Below are 25,101 nucleotides of genomic sequence, written 5' to 3' on the forward strand. Positions count from 1 at the left end.
GTTGTGCTTTCACCCTGGGCGAGTCAGGGATTGCTCCTCATTTTCACAAATTTATTTTCCGACTTGAGGAGGGTTAGCAGAGGAAAGTGCTGGGTTTCCAGGGGATGCCGGATTGGGGACACTGGGGGAGACAGGCGATCGCACTCCAAAAGCGATGCACCGCCCTCTATTTTCTGGCTGATTCAACTCACTTTGCGATCGCCCATCTCGGGGAAAAGGAATCCCGGGGGAATAAAACCGGGGAAATGGCGGTTAAAAATGCATTCCTTGGGCGATATGCGCTTTTTTTATTGTTAATTAATTGGGAAAAGCCGATAAAATGTTCCCAATCGGGAGGGAAGCTTTTTTATCCCCGATGGGGGAAAGAAAATCCGGAAGGGTTGTAAAACAACTGAAAAATACCCCCTTTGGGGGATGGCAAAATACCGGAAAAGATGTTTGTTAAAATTGAGAAAAAGTAAAACGCAGGAATCGAAAAACTTTTATAAAATTGCTGCGTCTTTTTTTTAGAAGCAAGTAAAGCTAGGAGTAGAAAATCGATGAAACCTTATGCAACAGTATCCACTTTAGTATTAACTGGAATTTTGTCTTTGACGGCGGGTCTGTGGGGGATAGAAGCGGCGCGGGGGGAAATGGCGGAATTGCCTTTCTCGCGGATCTTGGTAGCGAAAGGCGATCGCGACTTTGATGATGATGACTTGCCGCGATCGGTGCAAAGTGCCGTGGTGCGGGATTTATCGCGCCGTGCCAATATTTCCGAACGTCAGATCCGGGTGGTGGAGGCGAGTGAGGAAACCTGGCCCGATAGTTGTCTGGGACTGTCTAGAGGAGGAGAATTTTGCTCGCAAGTGCTAACCGAAGGATGGCGGGTGGTGCTGAGCGATGGACGCGATCGCTGGGTGTATCGCACTGACGAAACCGGGGCGGTGGTGCGCCTCGCCGCCGGTTCAAACGTGACCGGTAGCGTGCCCCAATCGGTGGCTAATTCGGTCTTGCGCGATGTGTCCCGGCGGGTGGGACAACCGAGGGAGAGCTTGCAAATTGCCAAAGCGGTGCAGAAAACCTGGCCGAATGGATGTCTCGGGGTTTCTCGCCCGGGACAGGTCTGCACCCAAGCGCTGGTGGAAGGATGGCAAGTGACGGTCATCAGCGATCGCAACCCGGGACAGCGGTGGATTTATCATACCGATAGTAGCGGCGATCGCATTGTGCTAGCCGAGAGCTACGACAGTCAATCCACCCGGGGGTCGGGGTTCGATACTGCGGAGATTGCGCCCTTGCCGATTCCGCACAACGAATTGCCACAACCCCTCTCGCGAGGGATAGTGTTTCGGGCGATTAGCAGTGGCGGATTTGCCGGACGCACTTACGAGACGGTGCTGATGGAGGATGGTACCTTGATTCAAGTGCAGCGCGGGTGGGGAAATGCCACCGATCGCGATCGGCGCGTCACCCGGATTCCTCGCCGGGACTTGCGCCGCTTTCAGCGCTTGCTGGCACGCGCCCAGTTCGCTCGCTACGATGGGTTGAGCTATGGTGCCCCTGAAGGCGCTGCCGATTATATTACCGTAACGCTTTCTAGCGATTCGAGTACCTGGCGATATGCGGATATCGTGCAAGAAAACTTGCCGGACCATTTGCAGCAGGCGATCGGCTCCTGGAATCGGATCGTCACCCAACTTTACCGCTAATCGCCGGATGTCAAATTCCCCGCCAACCGTGGGTTTTTAGGGAAATCTGTACTTTTTCGGGATCCCACCGTGGCGTCTTTTGACCTTCAATCCCTCCGGAAGCACCGGGGGGACGTTTTTTCTGTGGGTGGCGATCGCCTAGGGGGGGGAGTGCCAGGGGGAGGGAATTTGTCGCCTCTGATGTGGAGCGATCGCTCCGGAAGCCGCGATCGTTCGTTATTCTTCAGGTGGGGAGGAATCCGACGCTTAACCCTACTTTTGGGGAACTCGCATCTGAGGTGTTGATGTCTACGTTGCTGGTTTGGTGGTTTTCCATCCCCCACACCGGGCGCGGTTCCCGAGAATTCGGGCGCGACTGGGGTTCACTGATTTCACAGGAGGTGCTATGGATACCGAGAACAAACGCCCCCCAACCAAACCCCCCCAACCCCTGATTCTTGCTTTTATGCTGACTGGGGCGCTGCTGCTGCATACTCATCCCAAGGTGACGCCGGAGGCGCGGGCATTACCCGATCCGATCGCCACCGCGTCAAAATTTTTGCACAGTACCCGCACGTTTCTCAGTCACACCATCGATCCCTACCGTCTTCCCGACGCGATCGCAGAAGCAGTTCGCCAAGACTTATCCCAAAAACTCGGAATTGAGGTTTCCAAACTGCAAATTACCGACTACCGTCGCGAAAACTTGCCCCAACCCTGTGATGACAAGGCGATCGCCGAGAAAACTTGCGATGGCGCGCCGCAGGAGGGATGGCGGATTGTGGTCTCGAATTGGTGGGTCTATCGCAGCGATTTGCAAGGCGACGCGATCGCCCTGGAGACTCCGGATGTTCCCACCAGTTATCTGCCCGATACGGTAGCGAGTGCGGTGTTAGAAACTGCTGCGCGCCGTTCCGGTTTACAAATCTCCGAGTTGAGTATTGAGCGGATCGACTCGCGCCAGTGGAACAGTGCTTGTTTGGGATTGCATCCCCCCCATACCCCTTGTTACCAGGAAAAAATCCCGGGTTGGCAAATCGCGATCGCCACTCCACAGGGTCGTTACATCTATCACACCGATAACACAGGCGAGGTGGTATTGTTCAATTCTGCCTTATCCTCCGCCCACAGCAACCCCGTGGAACCCCCTTTACCCTCAGAACTCGTGGTAGCGGTCAAGCAAGATTTATCGGAAAAAGTGGGGATTGCGCCCACAGGGTTGCAGGTGATGGAGTATAGTCGCCAAACGTGGGGCGATCGCTGTCTGGGTCTGCTCAATTCCGATGCAGTTTGCCAACCTCTCCCCGTGGACGGATGGCGGTTGGTGTTATCCAATGGTGAGACCCGCTGGGTTTACCGCACTGACGCCGAGGGTCACACCGTGGGATTAGAAACCTCCATCCCGGACGAACTGCCGCCGTCAAATTCTCAATAAGCAATCGAGCATTTTACCTTTTTTGTTTTTCAATCCAAAAAATTGTCAGTTGTCAATCCGTTACTTTTATTCCGTCGCACATTCAATTTGCATAATTGCCGATTAAATTGAAAGCGCCTTTTGCCGGGGATAGTCTCACCAATTCGGGGTGCTAAACCTGGGAAATCATTGATTTTTTGTCCCATTAGGGTGATTATAGGCGTCAAATTGGCGAAAATTGGCGAAAATCAGAGGATTGAGCCTTGGGGTTCCCGGGAAAAATGGCAGAGCAAATTATGCAATTTAAGTGAACTTTATTAAAACTTTATTAAATCTACGGTTTTCCGGTCGAGATTGTGTTGATTTTAGTCTAAGGGTTTGGTAGAATTCCTTATCAAACAGTAGATGAGTTCGGAAATGACGATCGTTCACCCTGGACATTTTGAACCCCCTTGCCAAAACGTTGCTGGCGATCGCGAAACTGGCGCGTTGTCGGTAGTCCGCCCAGAGGAACCGACATTTTACTATTTCGCCTATGGGTCTTGCATGTGCCCGGTAGATTTGAAGCGATCGCTCGGAGAAAGCACCTATCCCTACATTGTCGGACCGGCGACCTTAGAGGGGTATCGGTTAGTGTTTTATGGGTATTCCGACTTACGCAACTGCGGCGTATTGGACGTAGTGAAAGACCCAAGCGCCTCAGTGGAAGGGGTATTGTACCGACTTCCCCTGCGACTGAGCGATCGCCTAGACGAGCGAGAAAAAGGCTATCATCACGAAATCATCCCCATCCAGTGCGGTGGGAAAAATTACCCCGGAGTCCGCACCTACGCGGTGGATAACAAACTTTCCGAAGAGCTTCCGCCGAACGACTGGTATTTTAACGTGGTATTGCGCGGTGCGGTAACTTGCGGACTGTCCGAACAATATTGCTGGCGGTTGTTCCATCGGATGCATCAATTGCAAACCCGCCATTCTCAAAACCGACCCTTAAAATCAGCATGAAAAAGCGATCGCCACCTCAATCAGGCCCAGAGAATATCCATCTGGAGGGGGGTAAAATTGGGGTGGCCAATCGCGAGGGTGGGGAAGTTGGGAAACCGCACCGATAAATGCCCGGGGGAGACGGGAGAAGGGAACCGAGAATTAAGAAGAACTCGAAGAAACCGGAGAGACGCGACGTTCCAGGGAAATTTCCAAGCGATCGCCCGGTTTGGGATCCATGACGCGAGTGGAAATATGGTGCTTCGCCAACAGCGATCGCAAATCTTCCACACTTCCCTTTGCGCGAATCATCGACATCAGCAGACCTTCAAACACCACATCGCCGCCTGCTGCTGTGGGGAGCATCACTTGCGGTTGGAGCATTTTTGCCGCTTGTAACGCACTATCTTTGCCTTTAATAATCGGCCCTAAAACCGGAATCGAGAGGTCTACAATCGGGGTAATTACCACATCAACGGGCGCTTCTTGCTGCAGGGAGGGAGAGTGATAGCCGTGCGGTTCGTAATACAGACTGATACCGGTTTCGAGATTTTTGAGAATATAGGCATTTTCCACTAAAAATGGGCCGATAGGGGAACCCGGGATCGCTTTAATTTCGAGGCGATCGCCCAATACAAACTTGCCCCCATGCGCCAGAGTAGTCACTTGGGGATAACCGAGGTCCTGGACCACCTTCGCCGCGTTCGGGGAAGCCACCACTGGAATTTGGCGATCGAGTTGCTTTAAAGTAGGCGGATGGGCGTGGTCTTCCAACCCTTGAGACAATAAAATCAAATCGATATTATCGGGAATGGGGCGCTCAGTTCTGCGGAAGCTTTTAAATAACCAGGTTTGATTGCCGAAGACTAACGGACCGACGAACCAGGGATCGAGGAGGATCCGTTGTCCTGCCATTTCAATCAGCCAAGAATTACTGTCTAACCAAGTCAGGTGCATGAGTAAAGCGTGATTTTGCGATGACATCTGAAGATTATTGTACGCAGTCGTTACAATCGTTAACAAGATTTTCAGCCGATCGCTCGCAGGGAGGCGCACCAGAAGCGGGTCGCATCAGGTAGACGATCGCGCCCACACAGACTCAGCCAGAATCGTACATTTAACCGAACCACAACCTAAGATGGTACAAACTCCAGTAAAAACCAGCTCCTCCAAAGAACTCGCCATGCAGGCGGTGGAATTAATTCGCCAAGCGGGATGCGAATATGGGGATATCCGATTATGTACTTACCGACATCAAAACCTAACCGCCCGCGATCGCTCCTTAAGCAATTTAGCCGATAACGTCAGTTCCGGGTTTGGCGTGCGCGTGTTATTCAAAGGCGCGTGGGGATTTGCCGCCAGTCATCGGCAAACCCCGGAAGAAGTGGTGCGAATTGTTGCCCTAGCGGTAGAGATTGCCAAAGGGAGTCATTTAACCCAACAGACCCCCGTGCGCTTGGCCCGGGTAGAAGCGTATCGCGACACCTACATCACGCCCATCGACATCGATCCGTTTGCCATTCCCATCGGGGAAAAAGCCGAACTGCTGCTGACGATTAACGATCGCCTGTTAGGATATGAAGCCGAAGGGGTAAAAAAAGCCTATTCGTTCCTGCGCTTTACCCGGGAAGATAAAATCTTTGCCTCCACCGAAGGGTCGGCGATCGAGCAAACTATTTATCGCAGTTATCCTGGATTTGGCTGTACGGCGATCGCCAATGGAGACGCCCAGAGTCGCAACTACGAACGAGCGCCATTAAATGTGGGCTACGAACATATCGATAAAGCGGATTTGTTGGGACAAGTGGAACGAGTGGCGGGGGAAGCGATCGCCAAAGTTCATGCGCCTTCATGCCCATCGGAGATTCGGTCTACGTTAATTCTCAAACCCACCAATTTGTTTTTAACCATTCACGAATCCGTGGGACATCCCACCGAACTCGATCGCGTGTATGGGTACGAAGCGAACTTTGCCGGTACCAGTTTTGCCACCCCCGAGCATCTGGGCGAACTACAGTATGCCGCACCTTGGGTGAATTTCAAAGCCGATCGCACCCAACCTCGGGGACGGGGAACGATGGGATATGACGATGAAGGCGTCTTAGCACAAGAATGGCATGTTGTCAAGGATGGGATTTTAGTAGATTATCTCACCGACCGGGAAACTGCCCACCGACTGGGACGCGGCAGTAGCAACGGAGCGGCATACGCCGATAGTTGGTACAACGTGCCAATGGTCAGGATTCCCAATCTCGGATTGGAACCCGGACCCGAGGGCGGGAGTCACACCGCTACCCTAGAAGAGATGATTGCCGACACCGAGGAGGGGATTTTAATTGACGGGATTGGCAGTTTCTCCATCGACCAACAACGGCGCAACTTCCAATTTGGCGGCGATGCCTTCTGGCAAGTGAAGCACGGCAAAATTGTCGGCATGTTAAAAGATGTGACGTATCATTCCCACACCACCGAGTTTTGGAATCGGGTGGATGCGATCGGGCCGCAGTCAGAGTGGATGCAATGCGGCACCAACATGTGCGGGAAAGGAGAACCGATTCAGGTGGCCCAGATGACCCATGCTTGCGTGCCCGTGCGGGTGCGCGACATCGCGATCGGCGGCAGAACCTAGTCTGTAGCGTCTTTCCCGCAAGTCTATCTATTCTGGAGGGCTAGTGCGCGGATGCGCGGGTTAAAGATGACGGACAACAGAAAAAGGGAAAAGGGAAACGGGACGAGAATTGATATGCCGGGTTTTCTCTTTTCTCTTTTTTTAGGTGTTTTGCTACGACGGAATCTTTGTCAAAAAAATACAAGGAAAGGGGATGGGTTTATCAAAAATTCAAACAACTTCCACCGCAGGCCAGTAAAAGCCGGTTAAACTATGAATCATAAAAGCGAGTAAATTAAGTCCTTTATAATACTTCTATGCAATGGCAACTCAGCGCCCCGGGGTTTGGGGTCAGCTCCCGATGGGGGAGGGCACAGCTTAAATGGGGGGAACGAAACAACTCAGCAGGGGGGAATAGAAGGCGGATTGGGGTCTTTCCCAGACGCTTGGGGAGAGGGGCGATCGCTGCTTCGCGCGGTACCCCCGAGGAGAGAGAAAATTGGGGTTCCGGTTCGCGCTTCGGCGCTGGGTAGGGATTTCTAATGACCGCGCCATAGCGGTTGAATATGTGGTGTCAGACAACAGCGATTCATGCACAGAGCCTCTGGCGATTCAATTATCAAGCGCGCAGACCTCGACCTGTTTCATCGGTTGATGTCTCCGGTTTGGATATTCGATATCGAGAGAATGCAGATTTGGTGGGCGAATCAGGCGGCGTTAAAGCTGTGGAATGCGGCGAGTTTGGAAGAACTGCGCGATCGCGACTGGGATCGGGTTTCGCCGCCGACGCAAACGCGACTGCAAACCTATTTAGAAAAATTTCAGCAGAGAAAAACCGTGGTGGAACAATGGACGTTTTATCCAGAAGGGAAAGCAGTATCTGCCTGTTGTCTTTGTTCCGGGATTTGGATCGGGGCGGGGCGGTTGGCGATGTTGGTGGAAGCGCTGATTGGGGAGCAAATCGAGCGCATCGAGTCCGATCTGCGGCGATCGACCGAAGCATTGCGCCACACCAACACTCCGATATCCCTGTACACCTTGCAGGGATATCCGATCGTGCAGAATCCAGCGGCGATTCGCTGTTATGGTGACGAAAGAGAGAGGGAGGGAGTGGGGGAAAACGGCTTGTGCAGACGGTTTGTGGATGGAAGCATTGCCGATCGCGCCATGAGTTGCATTCAAAGGGGGGAGGTGTTTGCGATCGAAGCGCAGGTGCAAACCCGCAGGGGGATCCGATGGCATGCGATCGAGATTCACCCCACCCCGGATCCGGTAACGGGAAAGCCCAGTGTGTTGGTGAATGAAAAAGATATTACGGAACTGAAGGAGACCACTTCAAAGCTCAACCAGCGCGATCGCCTCCTGGAAGGGGTGGCAAAAGCGACCAATCAACTGCTGACCAATCCAGACCGGGAAACGGCGATGTCTCAAGCCCTAGAGGCATTGGGAAGTGCCGCCCAAGTCGATCGGGTTTATTTGTTTGAAAATCATCGCGATCGCGAAAGCGGGGAACTGTTGATGAGTCAGCGATGGGAATGGGTAGCATCTGGCGTGACGCCACAAATCGATAATCCAGAGCTGCAAAATAGCCCGTATAGTATAGCTCCTTGGTGGTATGGGAACCTCTCTCAGGGTGAGGCGATTAGCGGTTTGGTGCGAGATTTGCCCTTACCGGAACGAGAAAGTTTAGAAGCGCAAGAGATTCTCTCGATTTTGGTGGTGCCGATCGCGATCGAGGGAGAATTTTGGGGGTTTATTGGGTTTGACGACTGTCACCAGGAACGTCAGTGGTCCGAGACGGAGAAATCGATTTTGATGGCTACAGCGGGCAGTTTCGGCGGCGCGATCGCCCGTCAGCGTGCCGAGGACAAACTGGCACAATTAAACCAGCAGCTCGAAGCAATGGTGGAAGAACGCACCGCCAAGTTAAAAGCAACCAACGAGCGATTGAAAGCGGAAATTGCCGAAAAAGCTCACATTGAAAACCAGTTGCGGCACAATGCCTTTCACGACGGTCTCACGGGGCTGCCCAATCGCACGTTATTTATGGAGCAGTTGAACGAAGCATTGCAAGTAGCCAAGCAAAATCCAAATTATTTATTTGCGGTGTTGTTTCTGGACTTGGATCGGTTTAAAATTATTAACGATAGTTTGGGTCACAGCGTGGGCGATCGCCTGTTGGTGGAAATTGCCGCGCGCATCCGCAAAACCCTGGCGGTTCGACCGCACAGCTTTCGGCACAACGAGCATCTGGTGGCGCGACTCGGCGGGGATGAATTTGCGATTTTGCTCAAGGATATTCGCTCGTTACGCAACGCGCGCCGGATCGCCGATCGCCTGCAGTCCTCTTTGACTCGTCCGTTTGACCTGCACGGGCAAGAAGTGTTTACTACAGTCAGTATCGGCATTGCCTTGAGTTCCACCGGATACGATCGTCCGGAAGAGTTGCTGCGCGATGCCGATATCGTGATGTATCGGGCCAAAGCCTTGGGACGCTCTCGCAATGAAGTATTCGATACCGCCATGCACGATAGCTTTGTGCGAGCGATCGAGTTGGAAAATGACCTGAGACGGGAACTGGCTGATGACAAAAGGCGAGCAGAGCGCTCTCGCTTGCATCTCACTTCTGCCAGCAAAGCCGCCCATCAGACAGAAAAGGTGGCGGAGAACCCGGAATTAAATGGCTCTTCTGCCTCTCTTTTTGTATCAAATCCTTTGCCGAAGTCTTCTACTTTCCTCCTTCACTATCAACCGATTGTGGCCTTACAATCCGGTCGCATCGAGGGGTTTGAGGCGCTGGTACGCTGGCAACATCCGAAATTTGGCTTTGTTTCTCCGACAGAATTCGTCCCGATCGCGGAAGAAACCGGCACGATTGTCTCTTTGGGTGAGTGGGTTCTGCGCGAGGCGTGCGAGTGCTTGCGAATCTGGCAAGATACATTTCCCGACTATCCGCCGTTAACCATTGCGGTGAATCTTTCCAGACGCCAGTTTTCTCACCCAGATTTGATCCGGCAAATCGATCGCATTCTGGAAGAAACTGGGGTGGCCCCGGAGACTCTGAAACTGGAAATCACCGAAAGCGCGATCGTGGATAATCCCGACGTGGCGAGGGAGATGCTCCTCCAACTTCGCGATCGCAAAATTAATTTATGCATGGATGATTTCGGCACCGGATATTCTTCTTTAAGCTATCTGCATCGCTTTCCCCTAGATACCTTGAAAATCGACCGCTCTTTTATCAGTCGGATCGGCGTGGAGGGCGAAAATTCCGAAATTGTCAAAACCATTATTACCCTCGCCCACGATTTAGGTATGGAAGCGATCGCCGAAGGGGTGGAAAATTCCGCTCAATTGGAACGATTGCAAAGGTTGGGCTGTGCGATGGGTCAGGGCTATTTATTCGCCCCACCCCTGGAAAACAACTCCGTGGGGGAATTACTCCGCAAAGATTGGAAAATTGCCATGAATTTTTGAGAGAATAGCAATCTTAAATTTTCCATTTATCTTCCTTGGCGATAGCGGGAAGCGTACTCCTGGTAGGCGATATATACCGCTTCGAGAAAGACTTCGGCAGTAACTTTTTGCGGCACTTTCTCCAGGGCGATCGCTCGTTTTGTCTGGGTGGCTAAATTGCGACTCACTTGCACTTTCGCTTTAGACGTCAGGGTATTTCTACGTTGCAAATATTCTCGAACGATGGCAAAATCATCCGGCGTTAGCAATGATAAATCCCCTACTTCTAGCAAGTCATCGGCTAAAGAATGAGCGGTTTGCGAAAGGGAGAAATTTGCCTCGGCAATGGCTTGTTCTTCTTGAATCACTAAAGTTCCCGCCACCCAATCGCCCAGGCGCTTTTCCCGCTTGCCAAAGACGATAAAACCTACGCCGATTAACAACAAATCGTCCACCGGACGCAATAAAGCGCGAAGGCTGGCTTGTTGCATGCCGCAAGGACGTCCATCATCGCGAATCACCCGAATGTTTACTCGTCGCTTACCCGGGGTTTGACCCTGCCACAGCACCTCAAAAAACACGAAATAACCAGCGTAAATGACAAAGAGCACGAACAGCAGAATTGCTATCAGCCACAGTTGCAGGCGATCGCCACTCCCCGCCAATCTTTCGATAAATCCAATTAAATAAATCGACGCGAAAAACCACAGAAACACTATCCCCAGTTGAATTAACGTCAAGTATAAATAATCCACCATTAGAGCATAAGCGCGGTTGCCAATTCCTGCTAAAGTTAGCTCTAATTCGACACTTTCTGGCGTTTGCAGCCGGATTTTATTAAACAGCTTCATAGGTATTAATCGGGAATTTCGTTAAATTATCGGCACATGCCAGTTAGGAAAAAGAAAACCGCCCAGAATGATTTCGCCTCAAATCTGGCTTTTTCAAACCGTTTGCGCCGTCAGTACAGGCGGGAGGAAGTTTTTGCCATACCCTCAGGATTCCCAAGCGTCAGTATCTTGCAACTCTAAGCCCAACCCTTCGCGACGGGCGCGCAGGTCGTAGTAAATCATCGCTTTCAGGGCTTGCCAAAATGGCACAAGCACGACCCCACTCCCAAGGCTAATTAACAACAGCAATATAAAATGGATGGTTACATATAAACCGGTTTCTGGGATAAGAAAAAAGGAGAGAATGACCCGCAGAAGGGGGTCTAGAAGTTGGAGCAATATCACTATCGGTAGAGTAATCAGATAGGCGAGGAGAAATACTCCCACAATCCGCCACGCTGAATACTTCGTCAGTTCCCAGCTTCGCGAAATTCCCCCCGCAGCATCCAGGTTTTCTTCAATGGCGATGGGTAACTCGACCACGGATAAACGGCTAAACAACCAGAGATATCCGATCGCACCCACTAGGAAAGCGATCGTGCCGACTAAAATTCCCACTAACGTGCCCGCGATCGCATTTTGCGAACCGATCGCCACACCAATGGTAACGCCGACGATCGTAAACGCAATAGTTGCGCCAATCAATGCTCCCAGGAAAATCAGGGAAATCAAAATCCCTGCCCCTAGCAACCGCCACTTTTTCGGATCCACCTGGCGACGGGCTGACTCCACGGTTTCCGGGCGTTCCATCACTTCCGCAAATGCCAGACGCGAAATCATGGCGAAAATCGCACTGCATTTCGCCCACCCATAAATCGGAATTAATACCCACAGATAACCAGTCAATGCCAGAGTACAGTATAATTTAAAGCGATCGCGATACAGGCGCAACGCCCCACTGACGGCATTGCCCACACTCAGGGGTTCTATCCGGGGTTGGTTTCTCGGCGTTTTCGACATAATCCTCATTCTCCTATGCTGATTAAGATCGAGTTTAAGGCTATCTTAGACGAAATTACCAAAATATCGAGAAAATCTTTATGAACGTTCAACGTTGGATTGCAAGGCGCGAACCGAACTGGAAACGGTTGGATGCATTGTTGGCGCGCGTAGAAAAACGGGGCATCAAATCTTTACAAGCCACGGAAATCGAAGAACTCGCCAGCTTATATCGGTCAGTTTCGGCAGATTTAGCCCGCGCCAGAACCCAGCAGGTGGGTAATATTATCCTCCAAGACTTACAACGGTTAACCTCACGCAGCTATCACCTGATTTATCAAGGCTCTCGGCGTCAGGAATGGGGCGCAGTAGTGGAGTTTTATCGCCGGGGTTTCCCCCGGATTGTAAAGCAAACTTGGCCTTACATTGCTGTAGCCACCGCTACATTCTTTCTCGGGGGGTTAGTGGCTTGGTGGTATGGGTGGCAAGACCCGACATTTCTCTCCCTCGTTGTGCCTCCAGAGTTAATCGAAAAAGTGCGCGACAAAGGGGAATTGTGGATGGGTTCTATCGTCGGCATCGAACCCCTCGCCTCTAGTGGCATTATGGTGAATAATATCCGGGTTTCTTTTGCCGCTGTTGGCGGAGGAATCACCGCCGGAGCCTACACGATTTTTATTATGGCTTACAACGGAGTGCATATCGGCGCGATAGCCACGTTAGTGGGGCAAAATAATTTGGCTTACCCATTTTGGGCGTTTGTCTTTCCTCACGGTTCGTTAGAATTACCCGCTATATTCTTGGCCGGCGCGGCGGGTTTGCTCATTGGCAGAGCGCTTTTATTTCCCGGTCGCTATAAGCGCGTGGATTCTTTAAAATTCTACGGTTATCAAGCCGCTCAGTTAGTGTTTGGCATCGTCCCGATGTTGATAATTGCGGGAATAATCGAAGGGTTTTTATCTCCCAATCCCGCCATTCCGGACTTTTTAAAATATGTAACTGGCATGGGTTTATTTGCGGTTTTGGTGGTGTATATTACTCAGCCATCAAGGCAGCAGTTTTGAGTTGGTTTTTACTAACTTTGCCGGGATGAAAAGGTAGGGACAAGGGGGTTTCTCTTGTCCCTATTTCTTTAAGTGAGATTAAATCCGATTGCGGGCTTTGAGTTGCAAATAGCGGTCTACTAATTGTTCGCTAATTAAGTTGGCAGGGGCATCGAGGACGAGGACGCCTTTTTGTTTTAATTGGGCAAAGGCAACCTGACGCTGGGATAACAGGTCGATCGCGATCGCACGCTGATAGATTTCCCTAGGGTCTTCCGTAGGGGTTTGGGCAATTGCATCCACTTGCGGATCGCGCAGGGTGACGCAAAATGGCAGATAGCGCGGCGTCAGGCGTCGCAAGGCGGCAAACAATTCCGCCGAAGCGGTTGCATCTACGATATCTGTAATCATCACCACCAATGCCCGTCGGGTTTGCTGACTCACTAGGCGCGTCACCGCACCTACATAGTCGGGTTCGAGCAAGACCGGTTGAATGGGAGTGAGAGTTTCCATTATGTGAGAAAACTGATGCTGGCCGCGTTCTGGGGGCAGCCAACTGTGTATATCGCGATCGAACACCGCCACTCCCACGCGATCGCCGCGATTTAATCCCGCCAATACCAGGGAGAGGGTGGCATTCAAGCCCCAGTCAAACCGCTTCATCCCCTGCACCTGCGCCGTCATCAACCGCCCGCGATCGAGCACAATCAGCAAGGTTTGCTCACGTTCCGGTTCCAACACCCGCACCAGAGGGCGATGTCGGCGCGCGGTGGCTTTCCAGTCGATCGCCCGGGTATCGTCCCCGACGCTATATTCGCGCAGTTCTGCAAATTCGGTTCCCATGCCGGTGCTGAGCCTGCGGCGCATGGTACCGGTGGACTGCAATGTGAGGCGAATCGAGAGCGATCGCAGGCCCACCAAATCCGGATAAACCGCCACTGTTTCCGAGGCTTTCACCGTCCAGTGAGACCAAATCCAGCCCCAGGGACTCAACTGGCGCACTTGAATGTCCCCCCAGTGATATTCGCCCCGTTTGTCCGGTTTGATAGTATAGCTCAGCCGTTCGGTGGCGTTCGGCGGTAAGGAGAGGCGCAAAGTGCGATGAGACGCGGGAAAGGCGATAGGATAGGCATCGGCGATCGCGATTTCCGCCGAGTGAGAGCCGGAACGCACCCACAGCACCACCGGATTATCCCGTCCGATGGAGAGTTTTTCCGGCACATCGCGGGTCACTTCCACCCGCCGCCCCCGCACCCGCTGACCCTCGACCAGGGCCACGAGTAAGAGAATCCCATCGAATCCCAAAGTTCCCACAATAGCGATGGTGGGCGAAAACAGAACCGCCAACAGGATGGCGATCGCGATGCCCACACCGAACAATACATAAAGAAGTTTTGACGGAATCACGGTTGTAAATCCTCCCTAATTCTGTAACGATATGATATCTCGATATCTCACTTACGCTTACCTCGGTACCGGCACTTGTTTGAGCAGGGAGGCGATCGCGCTATCCACCTGTACCCCATCTAACAGGGCATCGGGTGTGAGGATAAACCGATGGCGCAACAAAGGCAACGCCACCGCCTTCACATCATCCGGGGTCACATACTCTCGCCCGGATAGCCAAGCCTGCGCCTTGCTGGTTCGCAACCATGCCACTGCCGATCGCGGCGAAGCCCCCAGTGCTAAATCCGGATATTGACGCGATCGCTGCACCAATTCTAACAGATAATCCAGCACCGGTTCTGCCACTCGCACATCCTTGACCTCCTCCCGCGCCGCGAGAATTTGTTGCACCGTGGCGATGGATTTGAGTTGGGCTAAATCCAACCGTTTCGCCTCAAATCCTGCCTGAGAATTGAGCAACATTTGCTTTTCCGCCCCCGGATCGGGATAATCCACCACCAGTTTAAATAAAAAGCGATCGAGTTGAGCTTCCGGAAGCGGATAAGTTCCCTCAAATTCCAGAGGATTTTGGGTAGCGATCGTCCAAAACAAATCCGGAAGTGCCATGCTTTCTCCATCTAGCGTTACCTGCTGTTCTTCCATCGCTTCTAGCAGGGCGGATTGGGTTTTTGGCGGTGTGCGATTAATCTCATCCGCCAGCAAAACTTCGGTAAAAATTGGGCCGCGCTTTAATGTAAAACTGCCAGTATTCATCTCGAAAATATTCGTTCCCAAAATATCCGAAGGCAAAATATCTGGCGTCAGTTGAACCCGGCGAAAATCCGCTTGAATTAATCGCGCCAGTACCCGCACTAACAGGGTTTTTCCAGTTCCCGGAACCCCTTCGAGAATCACGTGGCCCCCCGCCAGCAGGGCCACGAGTAATTGTTGCACTACGGTAGATTGACCCACCACGATTTTTTCTAGCGCCTGACCTAGGCGAGTGACAGTAGTATTAGTTTGGCTCATGTTGTTCTGTGATTATTCAAGAATTGTCCGGTATTGAGCTTTTGCACTTTTATCGGTTATCTCCACCTTTATAACAGAAATTGCTAGGGTTTGAACGTTCAATTACGAGAAAAACCGGTTGCGGATGGAACTCCATTTTTTTACCCAACCGAGCAATTCCGAATCGCTCAGTTTTCCCGGATGCGAAGCGGTTTGCAATTGCTGTAGAATATCCGCAGCGGGACGCCCGGTTTGCTGCGCCCAAGCATTGGCTAAAATTTCTGGTTCTACGGGCACTTGTCCCAATCCTAATGCTTGTTGCAGTTGTCGTTGTTCTTCCTTCCCCAAGCGGTGGATAACGAAGTCACGAGTGCCCGCTTTTTGCAATACTCCTGCTAAGGCTTCGATATAGGCTTGGCTATTATTAATCTGAGGAGTGGGGAGGGTTTCTATTTGCCCGAAACGCCGATTTTTGGCACTGATTAAAATTAGCAACAGAATCAGTGCTTGCACCAAGACGGGAAATACGGGAGTTTTGGCCAAATAATCGGTTAGAGTAGCCGTTTGTTGTTCTTCGAGTACCTCTGGGTCGCGGTATCCGTGAATGTATTCATCCACCAAAATCGGGCGATCGCCTGTGGCGACCAATTGCGCCAAAAACGGATAGTTCCCCGGTTCGTTTTGATAGGCATTGGCGGCTAAATGACGGGTGGAGGCGAAAATTACTTTGCCTTCGCCAATGGTAGTTTCCCAAACAATTGCGCCGAATTCATCGCCGAGTAATTGGGTTTCTCGTCGCGTTTGCCGTCGCCGCGTTGCAATTTTTATCTCTCCTACAGGACTGTTTTGCCGAGTCACAAATGGCGCTTTAGTTGCGGGTGTCATTATCCCTAGCATAACCAAAGTGTTGCCTTTTTTTACCCACTCTGTTTCAGTTTGGGATAGGGATGAAACTCTCAAATTTCTGTAGACTCGCAAGAGGAGGGTTTCTCTGCCATTGGAGTGGCGATCGCTTAGTTTTTCAAAGGGTTTTTGCCAGCGTTCGATGGGGATATTTTGCCGTTCCATGTAAGCATACCACGCCCCGTAGCCATCCGGGTCGCGCCCATAGGTGGAACCGCTATTATACTGACTGCTGGCTGGTGCGCCGAGAAAGGTAAAAATCGCGATCGCCGCCACTGCGATCGCGCCAAATACCCATAACCGACGCGAGGAAATATTGCTTGTCATTTTTCACCTTAACCTGGTATAAGTTTAAAAAATAAACCACAACTGAGAAGCTAATTTTGGGGTAATTCAATCCGGCGATAGGCTTCCTTACAGCGTTCGTAATCCTCGGCGGTGATTTCGGTATTATTAAAGCACAGTTCTTCGTGAGCGTTCAATAAGGTTTGATACGCACTGAAGGTACTTTGTTGCTGAATTAAACGGCGATATTCGCCATCGGTACGACTGAGTTGATAGGGAACAATTCCGCGATCGCTTAATTGCCGTAACATCGCCATATACAAGCAGCGACAAGCTTCGCCGTAGTTTCCCTGGCGCTGAAACTGAAGCGATCGCTCTAGCCAAACCTTGGTGGGACGAGTTTCTGACACCGAGGGCACTAGTTTCTTTCTCTCCCCGCGCCAGTTTTGCCACCCAGAGAGATATGGGAGCAAAAGCGGGGACAAACGCCACAGCAACCACAATCCCAAGGCGATCGCGATCGACCACACCAGCACTATTCCCCCTTCTCCCAAGTGCGGAATCTGTAATTGCGGCGCATCCGGAAAGGGAATGCGCGACAGTTGCAATTCCCACCACTGAGAAGCGCGTTGTTGCAATTGCTGCAGTTGCCACCCCCAACTGGTGGTTTCAAACTCTTCGGTTGCCATTATTTTACCTCCCGTTTTACCTCATAGCAGCTAGGATAAACCCATTTAGCGCGATCGTCTAGGGTGGGGGGATAAAGGGAGTGATAAATGGCTTCGGCAACTGCTTTTGCTAATTTCGGGGGAACGGCATTTCCAATCTGCTTGTATTGTGCGGTTTTCGACCCCACAAAGGTAAACGTATCGGGAAAAGATTGCGCTCTAGCACACTCGCGCACTGTGAGTCTTCTTACTCCTTCCACAGTGCCGGATTTCGGCATTCCTCCCTTCATTAAATACTGATGATATTCCAATAAAATTCCATCCGGATCGAGAATGGGGGTGCGGTTTCCACCTGCTGTTGCTGGAATCGTGCGACAGGGTTCGTTTAAGTTAATCGGTCTGCCTTGACCATTTACTAACATTCCCGCCCAAGGACTGGGGCGAAGCACGGGGTTTTTTGCATAAGTAACTTTAGCCGTATTTGGCTCATCTGCGGGAACGTCAGCCAGTGCTTCCCCCGCCGAAATATAGGGATTTGGCGTACCCTTACCGTGAGTTTTTTCTGGAAATTCAAACAAACATTTCCCCAAAAAACCGACAAAAAATAGGCGGTCGCGATGTTGCGGGACGCCATAAGATGCGGCGTCCAATACATCAATATAAACCGAATAGCCCAAGCGGCGAAACTCTCGATAAAGCCATTGGGAATATTCAATATGTTTTGTGGTTTGCAATCCAGGAACATTTTCCATCAAAAATGCTGGCGGACGGATTTCTTTCACCGCCCGAATAAATTCCGGTACGCGATCGCGCGGGTCTGCTTTCGCAAGCTGCTTACCGGCTACGGAAAAGGGCTGACAAGGCGGACCTCCTGCTACTAAGTCAATGCCTTGAAACTGGGTAAAATCAATTTTACGAGCGTCTTTTGTGATAAGATGGGTGGCAGGGAAGTTTTGTTGGTAGGTGGCGATCGCCCACTTTTCGTTTTCTATGGCCGTGGTAACATTCCACCCTGCCATATGAAGACCCAGGGAAAGTCCTCCAGCCCCGGCAAATAAATCTATTGCTGTTTTGAAGTGCTTTTGCAAATGAATATTTTTCATAGGTTAACCTGCGCTGAATGTTGTGTAATACCCGACAGCCCTTGCCTCGGCTTGGACGCAATCGGCCAGTTATTTATTTTTCAAATATTGGCACAGGTAGCGGCTTTTGTCAAGAGATAGTTGAGGTCAACGAATCCTTCTGGATTTTAATCCCATTCTTACCTACTCGTAACTTGAATCTGGTAAACTAAATGACCAAACAAACTGTAGATAACCAACGGGCAATGGAAGCCTTGGAGTCGGCTTGGAGGAGTGTGGACGACGAAAGAATTTCCCCGCGGTCCTCCGTCGCTACCAATATAGAGGAAATTATTGCTGTCCCCAGAAATATTGCTTTCAAATATATTTTAGTGACGGGAACTCTGGCTAAATATGTAAATTCTCAAATTCATCCGAGAGCATTACAAGCCAGTAGCGAATTACCGGGAGCGTATGATGCGCGGAGTCTATGCCATTCTGTTGTCGTTCCATTTGAAAAAACCAAAGGGAATCTCTTTGGTCTTTCTAATGAACCTTTCCTCAGCAAGCCAGCCAGAAATCGAGAACACGACCGCTCGAACCCTTTACAAAACAAGAAATTAGCCAATGCTTTGCATGATGTTCTAGATTGCATCAATGCCTTTTCTCCCGCCGAAGTATTCCGCAGTTTAGTTTATATTCTCAGGCTGGCGAAACAACGAAGCGAAAGGATAATAGAAGCTACGATAGAGCCGGAAGAGCCAAATTACGATCGCGTGATTCGATTTGTGCAAAATTTCCTCCAAGAGGCAGAGGGAGGAGTGCGTTTAGTGGCAGTTACGGGAACTTTTTTATCTCTGCTCAACCAAGAATTTGAAGTAAAAGTTTATCAACCGAAGGTTTCCGATCGCTTTGCTCGAACCGCCGGAGATATTGAGATTTTGCACCAACAAACGTTAATAAGTGCGACGGAGTGCAAGCATCGCCCCCTGACTCTTGATGATATCAGACACGGCATCAGAAAGGCAAAAGAGTATGGCGTGGCAGAATACTGCTTTATTTATGCGGAGGGACTAGAGAGAGAGCGAGAGTCGGATATCCAAAGTGAAATTGCTGAACGAAGAGGAAATCTCGATATTCTTCTCATTAATATTTATCGGGTTTTACCTGCTTGGACTAGCGTCCTCAATCCGAATCGGCGGTTACTGTTTGGCGAGAAAATCGTGGAAATATTGCGAGATATTCGGCAATTCGATAGTGCTAAGACAGCCGCTAACCTCTGGAATGAATCCTCGTAAGGCGGTGGTTCACTAGCAATTAGAAACCGGGGTTATTCACAACATATTGAGGAAATTGCCATGAATTCGGGTCAGGAACACCGATTTCTTGTGCGGTTTATCTAAAACCACACCTATGCTCTAGCCGATTTCTTCCAAAGAGGCGATCGCCGCCCTTAGCCTGTACAATAGAATTGAAACTCGAAACGCCTAAGGTTTACATTCCTATGACCCAAACAACTGTCCCCATTTTAATTAGTGAAGAGGATGCCTTGTCGGTGGTGGACTCGGCGATCGCACAGTCTGAAGCAGAAGGAGTGTTCGTCAGTCTCAGCGCTGGGGAGTCCTCCCTGAGTCGGTTTTCCGAGAATCAAATTACGCAAAATATCAGCCGCAATCGGTTTAAGCTCACAATTACTAGCTATTTTGGCAAGCGCAGTGCTTCCGCTTCCACCTCGGAACAAACTCCAGAGGCGATCGCGCAAACCCTGCGGCGATCGGAAGAACTGGCGCGCATTGCACCGGAAGATCCGGAATGGGTACCTTTGCTCGAACCGCAAGTTTACGACGCGCGCATCCCCGGATTTGACGAAGCAACTGCCACGATTACGCCTCTCACGCGGGGCGAAAAGGTGCAACAAGTGTGCCGCTTGAGTCGCAAGGCGGGGGTGGAAGGATTCGGCACTCTCAGCGCCGAAGTCTCCTTACAAGCAGTGGGCAATTCCCTCGGATTGCGAGCCTGCAATCAAGGCACAGAGGCAGATTTCAGCTTTACTGCTAAGGTTGATGGCGGATCGAGTTGGAATCGTCGCACAGCTTGGGCTATCGATCGCATCCCCATGCCAGAAATAGCTCACAAAGTTATCGATCGCGCCTTTGCCTCCCAAAACCCTCGCAAAGTGAGTCCAGACAGCTATCCGGTTATCTTTGATGCCGCCGCTTTTGCCGATTTATTGCCTTGGGTAATTTGGAACATGGACGCCCGGGCCGCCGATGAAGGGCGATCGTTCATGTCGCGCACCGATGACTCAGGCAAACCGGTGGGCAACTATGTGGGAGAACAACTGTTTAGCCCCTTGGTACAGGTGCAGCGCGATCCGGGTCATCCCTGGTTGCAGTCGGGCACCTTTTTCAACGATGGATTGAGCAATCGCTATCTGAAGTTAATCGAAAACGGCATTCCGCAAACGCTCTCCTACAGCCGCTATTGGGCGCAGCAGCAGGACAAAACTCCCACTGGTACGCTGTACCCGATCGCGATGACCGGTTCGGATAAAAGTTTATCCGACTTAATCGCCGCTACCCCGCGCGGAATCCTCGTCAGTCGCGCCTGGTACGTGCGTTACGTCAACCCCCGCACTCTGGAAGTCACCGGCATGACCCGGGATGGCACTTTCTGGATCGAAGACGGCGCGATCGCGTATCCGATCGAAAACCTGCGCTTTAATCAACGTTTACCGGAAATGCTCCACCAAATCGATGCCCTCAGTACCCCGCAACGATTTGGCGGTTGTGTGGTTCCCGGGGTGCGCGTTAAAGCCTTTAACTTCACCAGTATTACCGAGAGTGTATAAAACCGGGAATTAAAATCGCGCCTGGGCGTTCCCTGGCTCAGCCAGGGAACGCCCCCCTGGAGGTTCCGCCTCCGAGTATATCTCATTCCCGCATCGCAAGTATAAAGGCGAATGATGCCAGTTTCATCGTTGGGATTTGCTGCTATAATCTCAAACAGTCGCAAACCCAAATTCTGTTGGAGTCAATCGGTCATTTATGAAACTTCCCATCCAAGCGATTACTAACTTGTATCGCAACGCCCTTCGCAATCCAAAATATCGCTGGGGGGTGATTCTCGCTACCTTAATTTATCTGATTAGCCCAATCGATATTGCCCCGGATTTAATCCCCCTGTTGGGACAAATTGACGATATCGCTCTGCTGTTGCTATTTTTAACCAGCATTACCGAAGCGATCGCCCAATGGATGGACAACCAAAAGCGCGATCGCGAAGCTAGCGGTACCTCTCCCAACACCGATTCCCAGACCATCGATGTAGATGCCGTTTCTCTGGATTAATCTAATATAAGGTGACTTGGCAATCGTTTTCCAGAAACAAATGTTTTCTGGTACAATTTGGATAGTGTGGGGTGGGCAATGCCTACCCTACCTTTGACGTTTCGGGGGTCAACCCCAGCAGACAATTTACCCTTACTCGAATTGCGAATATCATGCAAACCGAATCCACCACTCAACCCACTACTCTTCCCCAACCCCAGTTTTATACCTGGAAAAACTATCGCTGTGCTTATGAAGTGTATCGCCCGGAATCTGACGAAACGCCGTTGCTATTAATTCATCCGATTGGAGTTGGATTGTCGCGGAATTTTTGGCATCGATTCTGCGCCGAATGGTATAACAATGGGCCAACCAATCCGATTTATAGTCCGGATTTACTCGGATGCGGCGATAGCGATATGCCCCGCCTCGCTTATCAACCGGAAGATTGGGCAGAACAACTGCTATATTTTATCAAAACTGTGGTAAAAAAACCCGTTGTCGTGGTGGTGCAAGGCGCGCTATTTCCCGTGGCAATTAAATTAGTCCAACGGGAAACAAAACCACCGGAAAATGCAGCCAGTTGGATAAAAGGACTCGCCCTCAGCGGTCCGCCGGCGTGGCGCGTGATTACCAAACAACGAGACCCGCTACAGCAAAAATTGCGCTGGAATCTGTTTTTCGATACCTTGATTGGCAATGCTTTTTATCGCTACGCCCGTCGCCGCCAATTTTTGCAGTCTTTTTCTATCAAACAACTGTTTGGTAAAGCGGAAGATGTGGATGAGAATTGGTTGACAATGTTGCAGGAAGGGGCAAAAAATCCCGCCAGTCGCTATGCAGTGTTTTCCTTTTTGGCAGGGTTTTGGCGACAAAACTATGCCTCGGATATCCAGAATATTCAGCAACCAACCTTGGTGGTGTTTGGCGAACAAGCTTCCAGTATTAGTAAAGAAGGAAAAACCGAATCTCCCGAAGAACGATTGCAGGATTATGTAAAACATTTGCCCAATGGGGAAGGAATTAAAATCCCCGGGCGTAATGTGATGCCCTATGAAACTCCAACGGAATTTATTCGCCCGATCGCACCTTTTATTCAGCGGTTATCTAACTAAAAAATCCCGCAACATAGAAAACATTGGCTAACGCACAAAATTCCCCGCCGCGCGCTAGTTCAAATGGGAAATATCCGGGTAACGGAACTGGGTGTGGGGGAAAAAGTCGGGTTTCTTACCCTAATCGGTGACAATCAATCGCTGATGGTGAAGAAACCCGGTTTCTCATTTACGATAAAGGAAAACAGTTGATTGAATTCTCAAAGTAAAACGATGAGCGAATATTCTCCCAGTATTAGGTTAGCATGGAAAATGGCAGCAGGAGAGGCAAGATTGACCCATGCCACAGAAATCGAACCGGCGCATTTGCTAATCGGCATTTGCAAGCTTTGCGATGCGGATTTGGCGCAAGTGTTGGCGGGAAAAGTGCTGAGCGAAAGGCAAAAAAATCTTGTAAAAGATGAAGTAGAATTCCTGCGAAAACAGTGTGGTGAAGCAGGAATGGATTTGCAGCGGTTGCGGCGGCGGTTGCGCGGGGTGGTGATGCAGCCAAAACCCCCGGTTATTCCGAGAAGATTTCCCCGCAGTCACACCACAAAACAGGTGTTTTCTTGGGCGGAAACAATTGCTACCGCCCAAGGAGATTATCTGCAACTGCCTCATTTATTGCAAGGCTTGTTGGAACTTCCCTCACCGCCTTGGATGGCAATTTTTGCGGAAATGGGTATCGAGAATTGCCGAGAGCAGTTATTTCCTACAGGGTTGAACTATCACGAATCAAAAGCGGTAACGCAGATGGTTGAATCTGTGGAAGAAGTGGTGGAAAATGACCTGTTGCCAACGGAAACAATGCGGCTTGTGCAAGGTGCGATCGCCCACAATCCGTCCCTGAGAAATCCCGCCGTCATGCAAAAAGCGATCGCCCGCAATGCCCGACTCCGGAACATGTTAAAAGCAGGCGGCATCGAACTGATTAAACTTATCTTTCCCCCCCTTGGCATTCCCATCGCAATGATTCTCGCCTGGTTGGAAGACTCCGCCGAATGATATGATATCGGCTCAATTGAGTGGGAAAAGCAAAATATCCCGCGCAGGGGGGCTTTGTGCGCGAACCTCCACCCTGCCAGTTTGAGGGGGAATTCCGGGAAGAGGATATCAGGATTGGCGGGGGTTTCCCAGCGTGGGGGACAATAAGCGCGAATTCATGCTAATCTAGATGTATCCAACTATCATGCCCTTTCCCATGCGACATTGGACAGCAGGAAAACCCCTGAAAAACGGTCAATATATCATCGAGGGAATTCTCGGGTTTGGCGGGTTTGGCGTCACCTATCGCGCCCGCCACAGCAAAACCGAACAACCCCTTGCTATCAAAACCCTGAATTACAAACGCCAAAGGCAAGAAAACTTCGACGAACTTCAGGAAAAGTTTCTCAACGAAGCTCTTTGTTTGGCAAAATGCAGCCATCCCCATATCGTCCAAGTTTATAATGTTTTTTTAGAGGAAAACCTGTGGTGCATGGCGATGGAATATGTGCCCGGGGAAGGGTTGGATGACTACTTGGTAAATCGGGGAAAATTATCCCAATCCGAAGCCTTACGGATTATTCGCGAAATCGGCGAAGCTCTCACCTGCGTCCACAACCAAGGATTTCTGCATCGCGATATCAAACCCGCAAATATTCTCCTGCGCCAACCCAATTTAGCCTCGGTATTAATTGACTTTGGCATCGCCCGAGAATTCCTGCCCGGTGTGACGCAAACCCATACCAACTATAGCACGGAAAATTATGCCCCCATCGAACAATTCGAACGCCGCGCCCAACGCGGAAATTCTACGGATATCTATGCCTTAGCTGTCACTCTCTATGAGTTGCTGACAGGGAAATTGCCAGTGCCGGCAAAGTGGAGAAAAGCAGCCAATATCCCCGTGGAAGCGCCACAAACTGCCAATCCCGATATCGATGGGCGCGTCAGCGAGGCAATTGTTTGGGGATTGGAAATCGAACCGGAAAATCGTCCGCAGTCGGTAGAGGAGTGGTTCGATTTGTTGTTTCCGGCGCAACCCGCTGTGATTAATCCTATTTCAATTCCTCCTATAATAGAAGAACCCGACTTAATTTTGCAAACCTTTGACTTTAAAGTCATTACTATAGACAATAGAGGAAGGCAAATTGACTCGCGTAACCATCAAGCACAATATTTTTCCGAACCCCTGGGAAATGGTATCCTGTTAGAAATGGTACGCATTCCGGCGGGTACCTTTCTCATGGGTTCCCCGCAAACCGAATTGGAGCGATTTGATAATGAAGGTCCGCAACATCAGGTGAGGGTACCGGAATTTTTTATGGGCAAATATCCGGTAACCCAGGCACAATGGCAAGCAGTGATGGGAAATAATC

20 protein-coding genes are annotated in these 25,101 nt (G+C 50.6%); 12 read left to right on the forward strand and 8 right to left on the reverse strand.

Annotation, left to right across the window (positions count from 1 at the left end):
• Window positions 1–539 precede the first annotated feature (539 nt).
• The 3 genes from AC0QH1_RS26680 (at window position 540) to AC0QH1_RS26690 (ending at window position 4,089) form a co-directional block, all read left to right on the forward strand.
• The gene (locus AC0QH1_RS26680) at window positions 540–1,691 is read left to right on the forward strand and encodes a hypothetical protein (RefSeq protein ID WP_324634492.1); all 1,152 of its coding nucleotides are present in this window, start codon (window positions 540–542) and stop codon (window positions 1,689–1,691) included.
• Window positions 1,692–2,076: 385 nt separating this feature from the next.
• Window positions 2,077–3,105, forward strand: coding sequence for a hypothetical protein (locus AC0QH1_RS26685; protein WP_324634493.1), 1,029 nt, complete (start codon window positions 2,077–2,079; stop codon window positions 3,103–3,105).
• A 384-nt stretch (window positions 3,106–3,489) separates the two neighbouring features.
• Entirely contained in the window at window positions 3,490–4,089 is a 600-nt protein-coding gene (locus AC0QH1_RS26690) for a gamma-glutamylcyclotransferase (RefSeq protein WP_324634494.1), read from the forward strand.
• Between the two features lie 141 nt (window positions 4,090–4,230).
• On the opposite strand, the gene AC0QH1_RS26695 is transcribed toward AC0QH1_RS26690, so the two are convergent.
• Entirely contained in the window at window positions 4,231–5,025 is a 795-nt protein-coding gene (locus AC0QH1_RS26695) for an MBL fold metallo-hydrolase (protein ID WP_324634514.1), read from the reverse strand.
• 181 nt (window positions 5,026–5,206) lie between these two features.
• Between AC0QH1_RS26695 and AC0QH1_RS26700 the strand changes: the two genes are divergently transcribed.
• Entirely contained in the window at window positions 5,207–6,697 is a 1,491-nt protein-coding gene (locus AC0QH1_RS26700; protein ID WP_324634495.1) for a TldD/PmbA family protein, read from the forward strand.
• A 570-nt stretch (window positions 6,698–7,267) separates the two neighbouring features.
• Window positions 7,268–10,153, forward strand: a complete 2,886-nt coding sequence (locus AC0QH1_RS26705; RefSeq protein WP_324634497.1) for a sensor domain-containing phosphodiesterase — start codon at window positions 7,268–7,270, stop codon at window positions 10,151–10,153.
• Between the two features lie 26 nt (window positions 10,154–10,179).
• Here AC0QH1_RS26705 and AC0QH1_RS26710 read toward each other — a convergent pair whose 3' ends face one another.
• Window positions 10,180–10,983, reverse strand: coding sequence for an RDD family protein (locus tag AC0QH1_RS26710; protein WP_324634499.1), 804 nt, complete (start codon window positions 10,981–10,983; stop codon window positions 10,180–10,182).
• A 144-nt stretch (window positions 10,984–11,127) separates the two neighbouring features.
• Window positions 11,128–11,982 (reverse strand): DUF975 domain-containing protein, encoded by an 855-nt coding sequence (locus tag AC0QH1_RS26715; RefSeq protein ID WP_324634500.1) that lies wholly within the window; start codon window positions 11,980–11,982, stop codon window positions 11,128–11,130.
• An 80-nt stretch (window positions 11,983–12,062) separates the two neighbouring features.
• Here AC0QH1_RS26715 and AC0QH1_RS26720 point away from each other — a divergent pair, with 80 nt between their 5' ends.
• Complete coding sequence (locus AC0QH1_RS26720; protein ID WP_324634501.1) at window positions 12,063–13,025, forward strand: stage II sporulation protein M; 963 nt, start codon at window positions 12,063–12,065, stop codon at window positions 13,023–13,025.
• Between the two features lie 78 nt (window positions 13,026–13,103).
• Here AC0QH1_RS26720 and AC0QH1_RS26725 read toward each other — a convergent pair whose 3' ends face one another.
• From AC0QH1_RS26725 to AC0QH1_RS26745, 5 genes are all read right to left on the reverse strand, one after another.
• On the reverse strand, window positions 13,104–14,411 hold the full coding sequence (locus tag AC0QH1_RS26725) for a DUF58 domain-containing protein (RefSeq protein WP_324634502.1): 1,308 nt from the start codon (window positions 14,409–14,411) through the stop codon (window positions 13,104–13,106).
• A 57-nt stretch (window positions 14,412–14,468) separates the two neighbouring features.
• Window positions 14,469–15,419, reverse strand: coding sequence for an AAA family ATPase (locus AC0QH1_RS26730; protein ID WP_324634503.1), 951 nt, complete (start codon window positions 15,417–15,419; stop codon window positions 14,469–14,471).
• 102 nt (window positions 15,420–15,521) lie between these two features.
• Entirely contained in the window at window positions 15,522–16,628 is a 1,107-nt protein-coding gene (locus tag AC0QH1_RS26735) for a DUF4350 domain-containing protein (protein WP_324634504.1), read from the reverse strand.
• A gap of 50 nt (window positions 16,629–16,678) precedes the next feature.
• Window positions 16,679–17,275, reverse strand: a complete 597-nt coding sequence (locus AC0QH1_RS26740) for a DUF4129 domain-containing protein (RefSeq protein WP_324634505.1) — start codon at window positions 17,273–17,275, stop codon at window positions 16,679–16,681.
• Entirely contained in the window at window positions 17,275–18,357 is a 1,083-nt protein-coding gene (locus AC0QH1_RS26745; RefSeq protein ID WP_324634506.1) for a DNA cytosine methyltransferase, read from the reverse strand. The genes AC0QH1_RS26740 and AC0QH1_RS26745 overlap by 1 nt, the downstream gene beginning before the upstream one ends.
• Window positions 18,358–18,548: 191 nt before the next feature.
• On the opposite strand from AC0QH1_RS26745, the gene AC0QH1_RS26750 reads away from it, so the two are divergent.
• From AC0QH1_RS26750 to AC0QH1_RS26775, 6 genes are all read left to right on the forward strand, one after another.
• On the forward strand, window positions 18,549–19,613 hold the full coding sequence (locus AC0QH1_RS26750; RefSeq protein WP_324634507.1) for a restriction endonuclease, SacI family: 1,065 nt from the start codon (window positions 18,549–18,551) through the stop codon (window positions 19,611–19,613).
• A gap of 206 nt (window positions 19,614–19,819) precedes the next feature.
• Entirely contained in the window at window positions 19,820–21,166 is a 1,347-nt protein-coding gene (locus AC0QH1_RS26755) for a TldD/PmbA family protein (protein ID WP_324634508.1), read from the forward strand.
• A 196-nt stretch (window positions 21,167–21,362) separates the two neighbouring features.
• Window positions 21,363–21,665: a YkvA family protein gene (locus tag AC0QH1_RS26760; protein ID WP_324634509.1), complete on the forward strand. Its 303-nt coding sequence runs from the start codon at window positions 21,363–21,365 to the stop codon at window positions 21,663–21,665.
• Window positions 21,666–21,817: 152 nt separating this feature from the next.
• Window positions 21,818–22,759: an alpha/beta fold hydrolase gene (locus AC0QH1_RS26765; RefSeq protein ID WP_324634515.1), complete on the forward strand. Its 942-nt coding sequence runs from the start codon at window positions 21,818–21,820 to the stop codon at window positions 22,757–22,759.
• Window positions 22,760–22,972: 213 nt separating this feature from the next.
• Window positions 22,973–23,746, forward strand: a complete 774-nt coding sequence (locus AC0QH1_RS26770) for a hypothetical protein (RefSeq protein ID WP_324634510.1) — start codon at window positions 22,973–22,975, stop codon at window positions 23,744–23,746.
• A 169-nt stretch (window positions 23,747–23,915) separates the two neighbouring features.
• A partial coding sequence (locus AC0QH1_RS26775; RefSeq protein WP_324634511.1) for a bifunctional serine/threonine-protein kinase/formylglycine-generating enzyme family protein occupies window positions 23,916–25,101 on the forward strand: 1,186 nt, incomplete at its 3' end.

The sequence above is a fragment of the Phormidium sp. CCY1219 genome (assembly GCF_055795085.1).

Excerpts from the sequence above, each read along its gene's own strand:
- AC0QH1_RS26680 (WP_324634492.1), top strand. The coding sequence starts at position 540 with ATGAAACCTTATGCAACAGTATCCACTTTAGTATTAACTGGAATTTTG.
- AC0QH1_RS26685 (WP_324634493.1), top strand. The coding sequence starts at position 2,077 with ATGGATACCGAGAACAAACGCCCCCCAACCAAACCCCCCCAACCCCTG.
- AC0QH1_RS26690 (WP_324634494.1), top strand. The coding sequence starts at position 3,490 with ATGAGTTCGGAAATGACGATCGTTCACCCTGGACATTTTGAACCCCCT.
- AC0QH1_RS26695 (WP_324634514.1), bottom strand. The coding sequence starts at position 5,025 with ATGCACCTGACTTGGTTAGACAGTAATTCTTGGCTGATTGAAATGGCA.
- AC0QH1_RS26700 (WP_324634495.1), top strand. The coding sequence starts at position 5,207 with ATGGTACAAACTCCAGTAAAAACCAGCTCCTCCAAAGAACTCGCCATG.
- AC0QH1_RS26705 (WP_324634497.1), top strand. The coding sequence starts at position 7,268 with ATGCACAGAGCCTCTGGCGATTCAATTATCAAGCGCGCAGACCTCGAC.
- AC0QH1_RS26710 (WP_324634499.1), bottom strand. The coding sequence starts at position 10,983 with ATGAAGCTGTTTAATAAAATCCGGCTGCAAACGCCAGAAAGTGTCGAA.
- AC0QH1_RS26715 (WP_324634500.1), bottom strand. The coding sequence starts at position 11,982 with ATGTCGAAAACGCCGAGAAACCAACCCCGGATAGAACCCCTGAGTGTG.
- AC0QH1_RS26720 (WP_324634501.1), top strand. The coding sequence starts at position 12,063 with ATGAACGTTCAACGTTGGATTGCAAGGCGCGAACCGAACTGGAAACGG.
- AC0QH1_RS26730 (WP_324634503.1), bottom strand. The coding sequence starts at position 15,419 with ATGAGCCAAACTAATACTACTGTCACTCGCCTAGGTCAGGCGCTAGAA.
- AC0QH1_RS26735 (WP_324634504.1), bottom strand. The coding sequence starts at position 16,628 with ATGACAAGCAATATTTCCTCGCGTCGGTTATGGGTATTTGGCGCGATC.
- AC0QH1_RS26740 (WP_324634505.1), bottom strand. The coding sequence starts at position 17,275 with ATGGCAACCGAAGAGTTTGAAACCACCAGTTGGGGGTGGCAACTGCAG.
- AC0QH1_RS26745 (WP_324634506.1), bottom strand. The coding sequence starts at position 18,357 with ATGAAAAATATTCATTTGCAAAAGCACTTCAAAACAGCAATAGATTTA.
- AC0QH1_RS26750 (WP_324634507.1), top strand. The coding sequence starts at position 18,549 with ATGACCAAACAAACTGTAGATAACCAACGGGCAATGGAAGCCTTGGAG.
- AC0QH1_RS26755 (WP_324634508.1), top strand. The coding sequence starts at position 19,820 with ATGACCCAAACAACTGTCCCCATTTTAATTAGTGAAGAGGATGCCTTG.
- AC0QH1_RS26760 (WP_324634509.1), top strand. The coding sequence starts at position 21,363 with ATGAAACTTCCCATCCAAGCGATTACTAACTTGTATCGCAACGCCCTT.
- AC0QH1_RS26765 (WP_324634515.1), top strand. The coding sequence starts at position 21,818 with ATGCAAACCGAATCCACCACTCAACCCACTACTCTTCCCCAACCCCAG.
- AC0QH1_RS26770 (WP_324634510.1), top strand. The coding sequence starts at position 22,973 with ATGAGCGAATATTCTCCCAGTATTAGGTTAGCATGGAAAATGGCAGCA.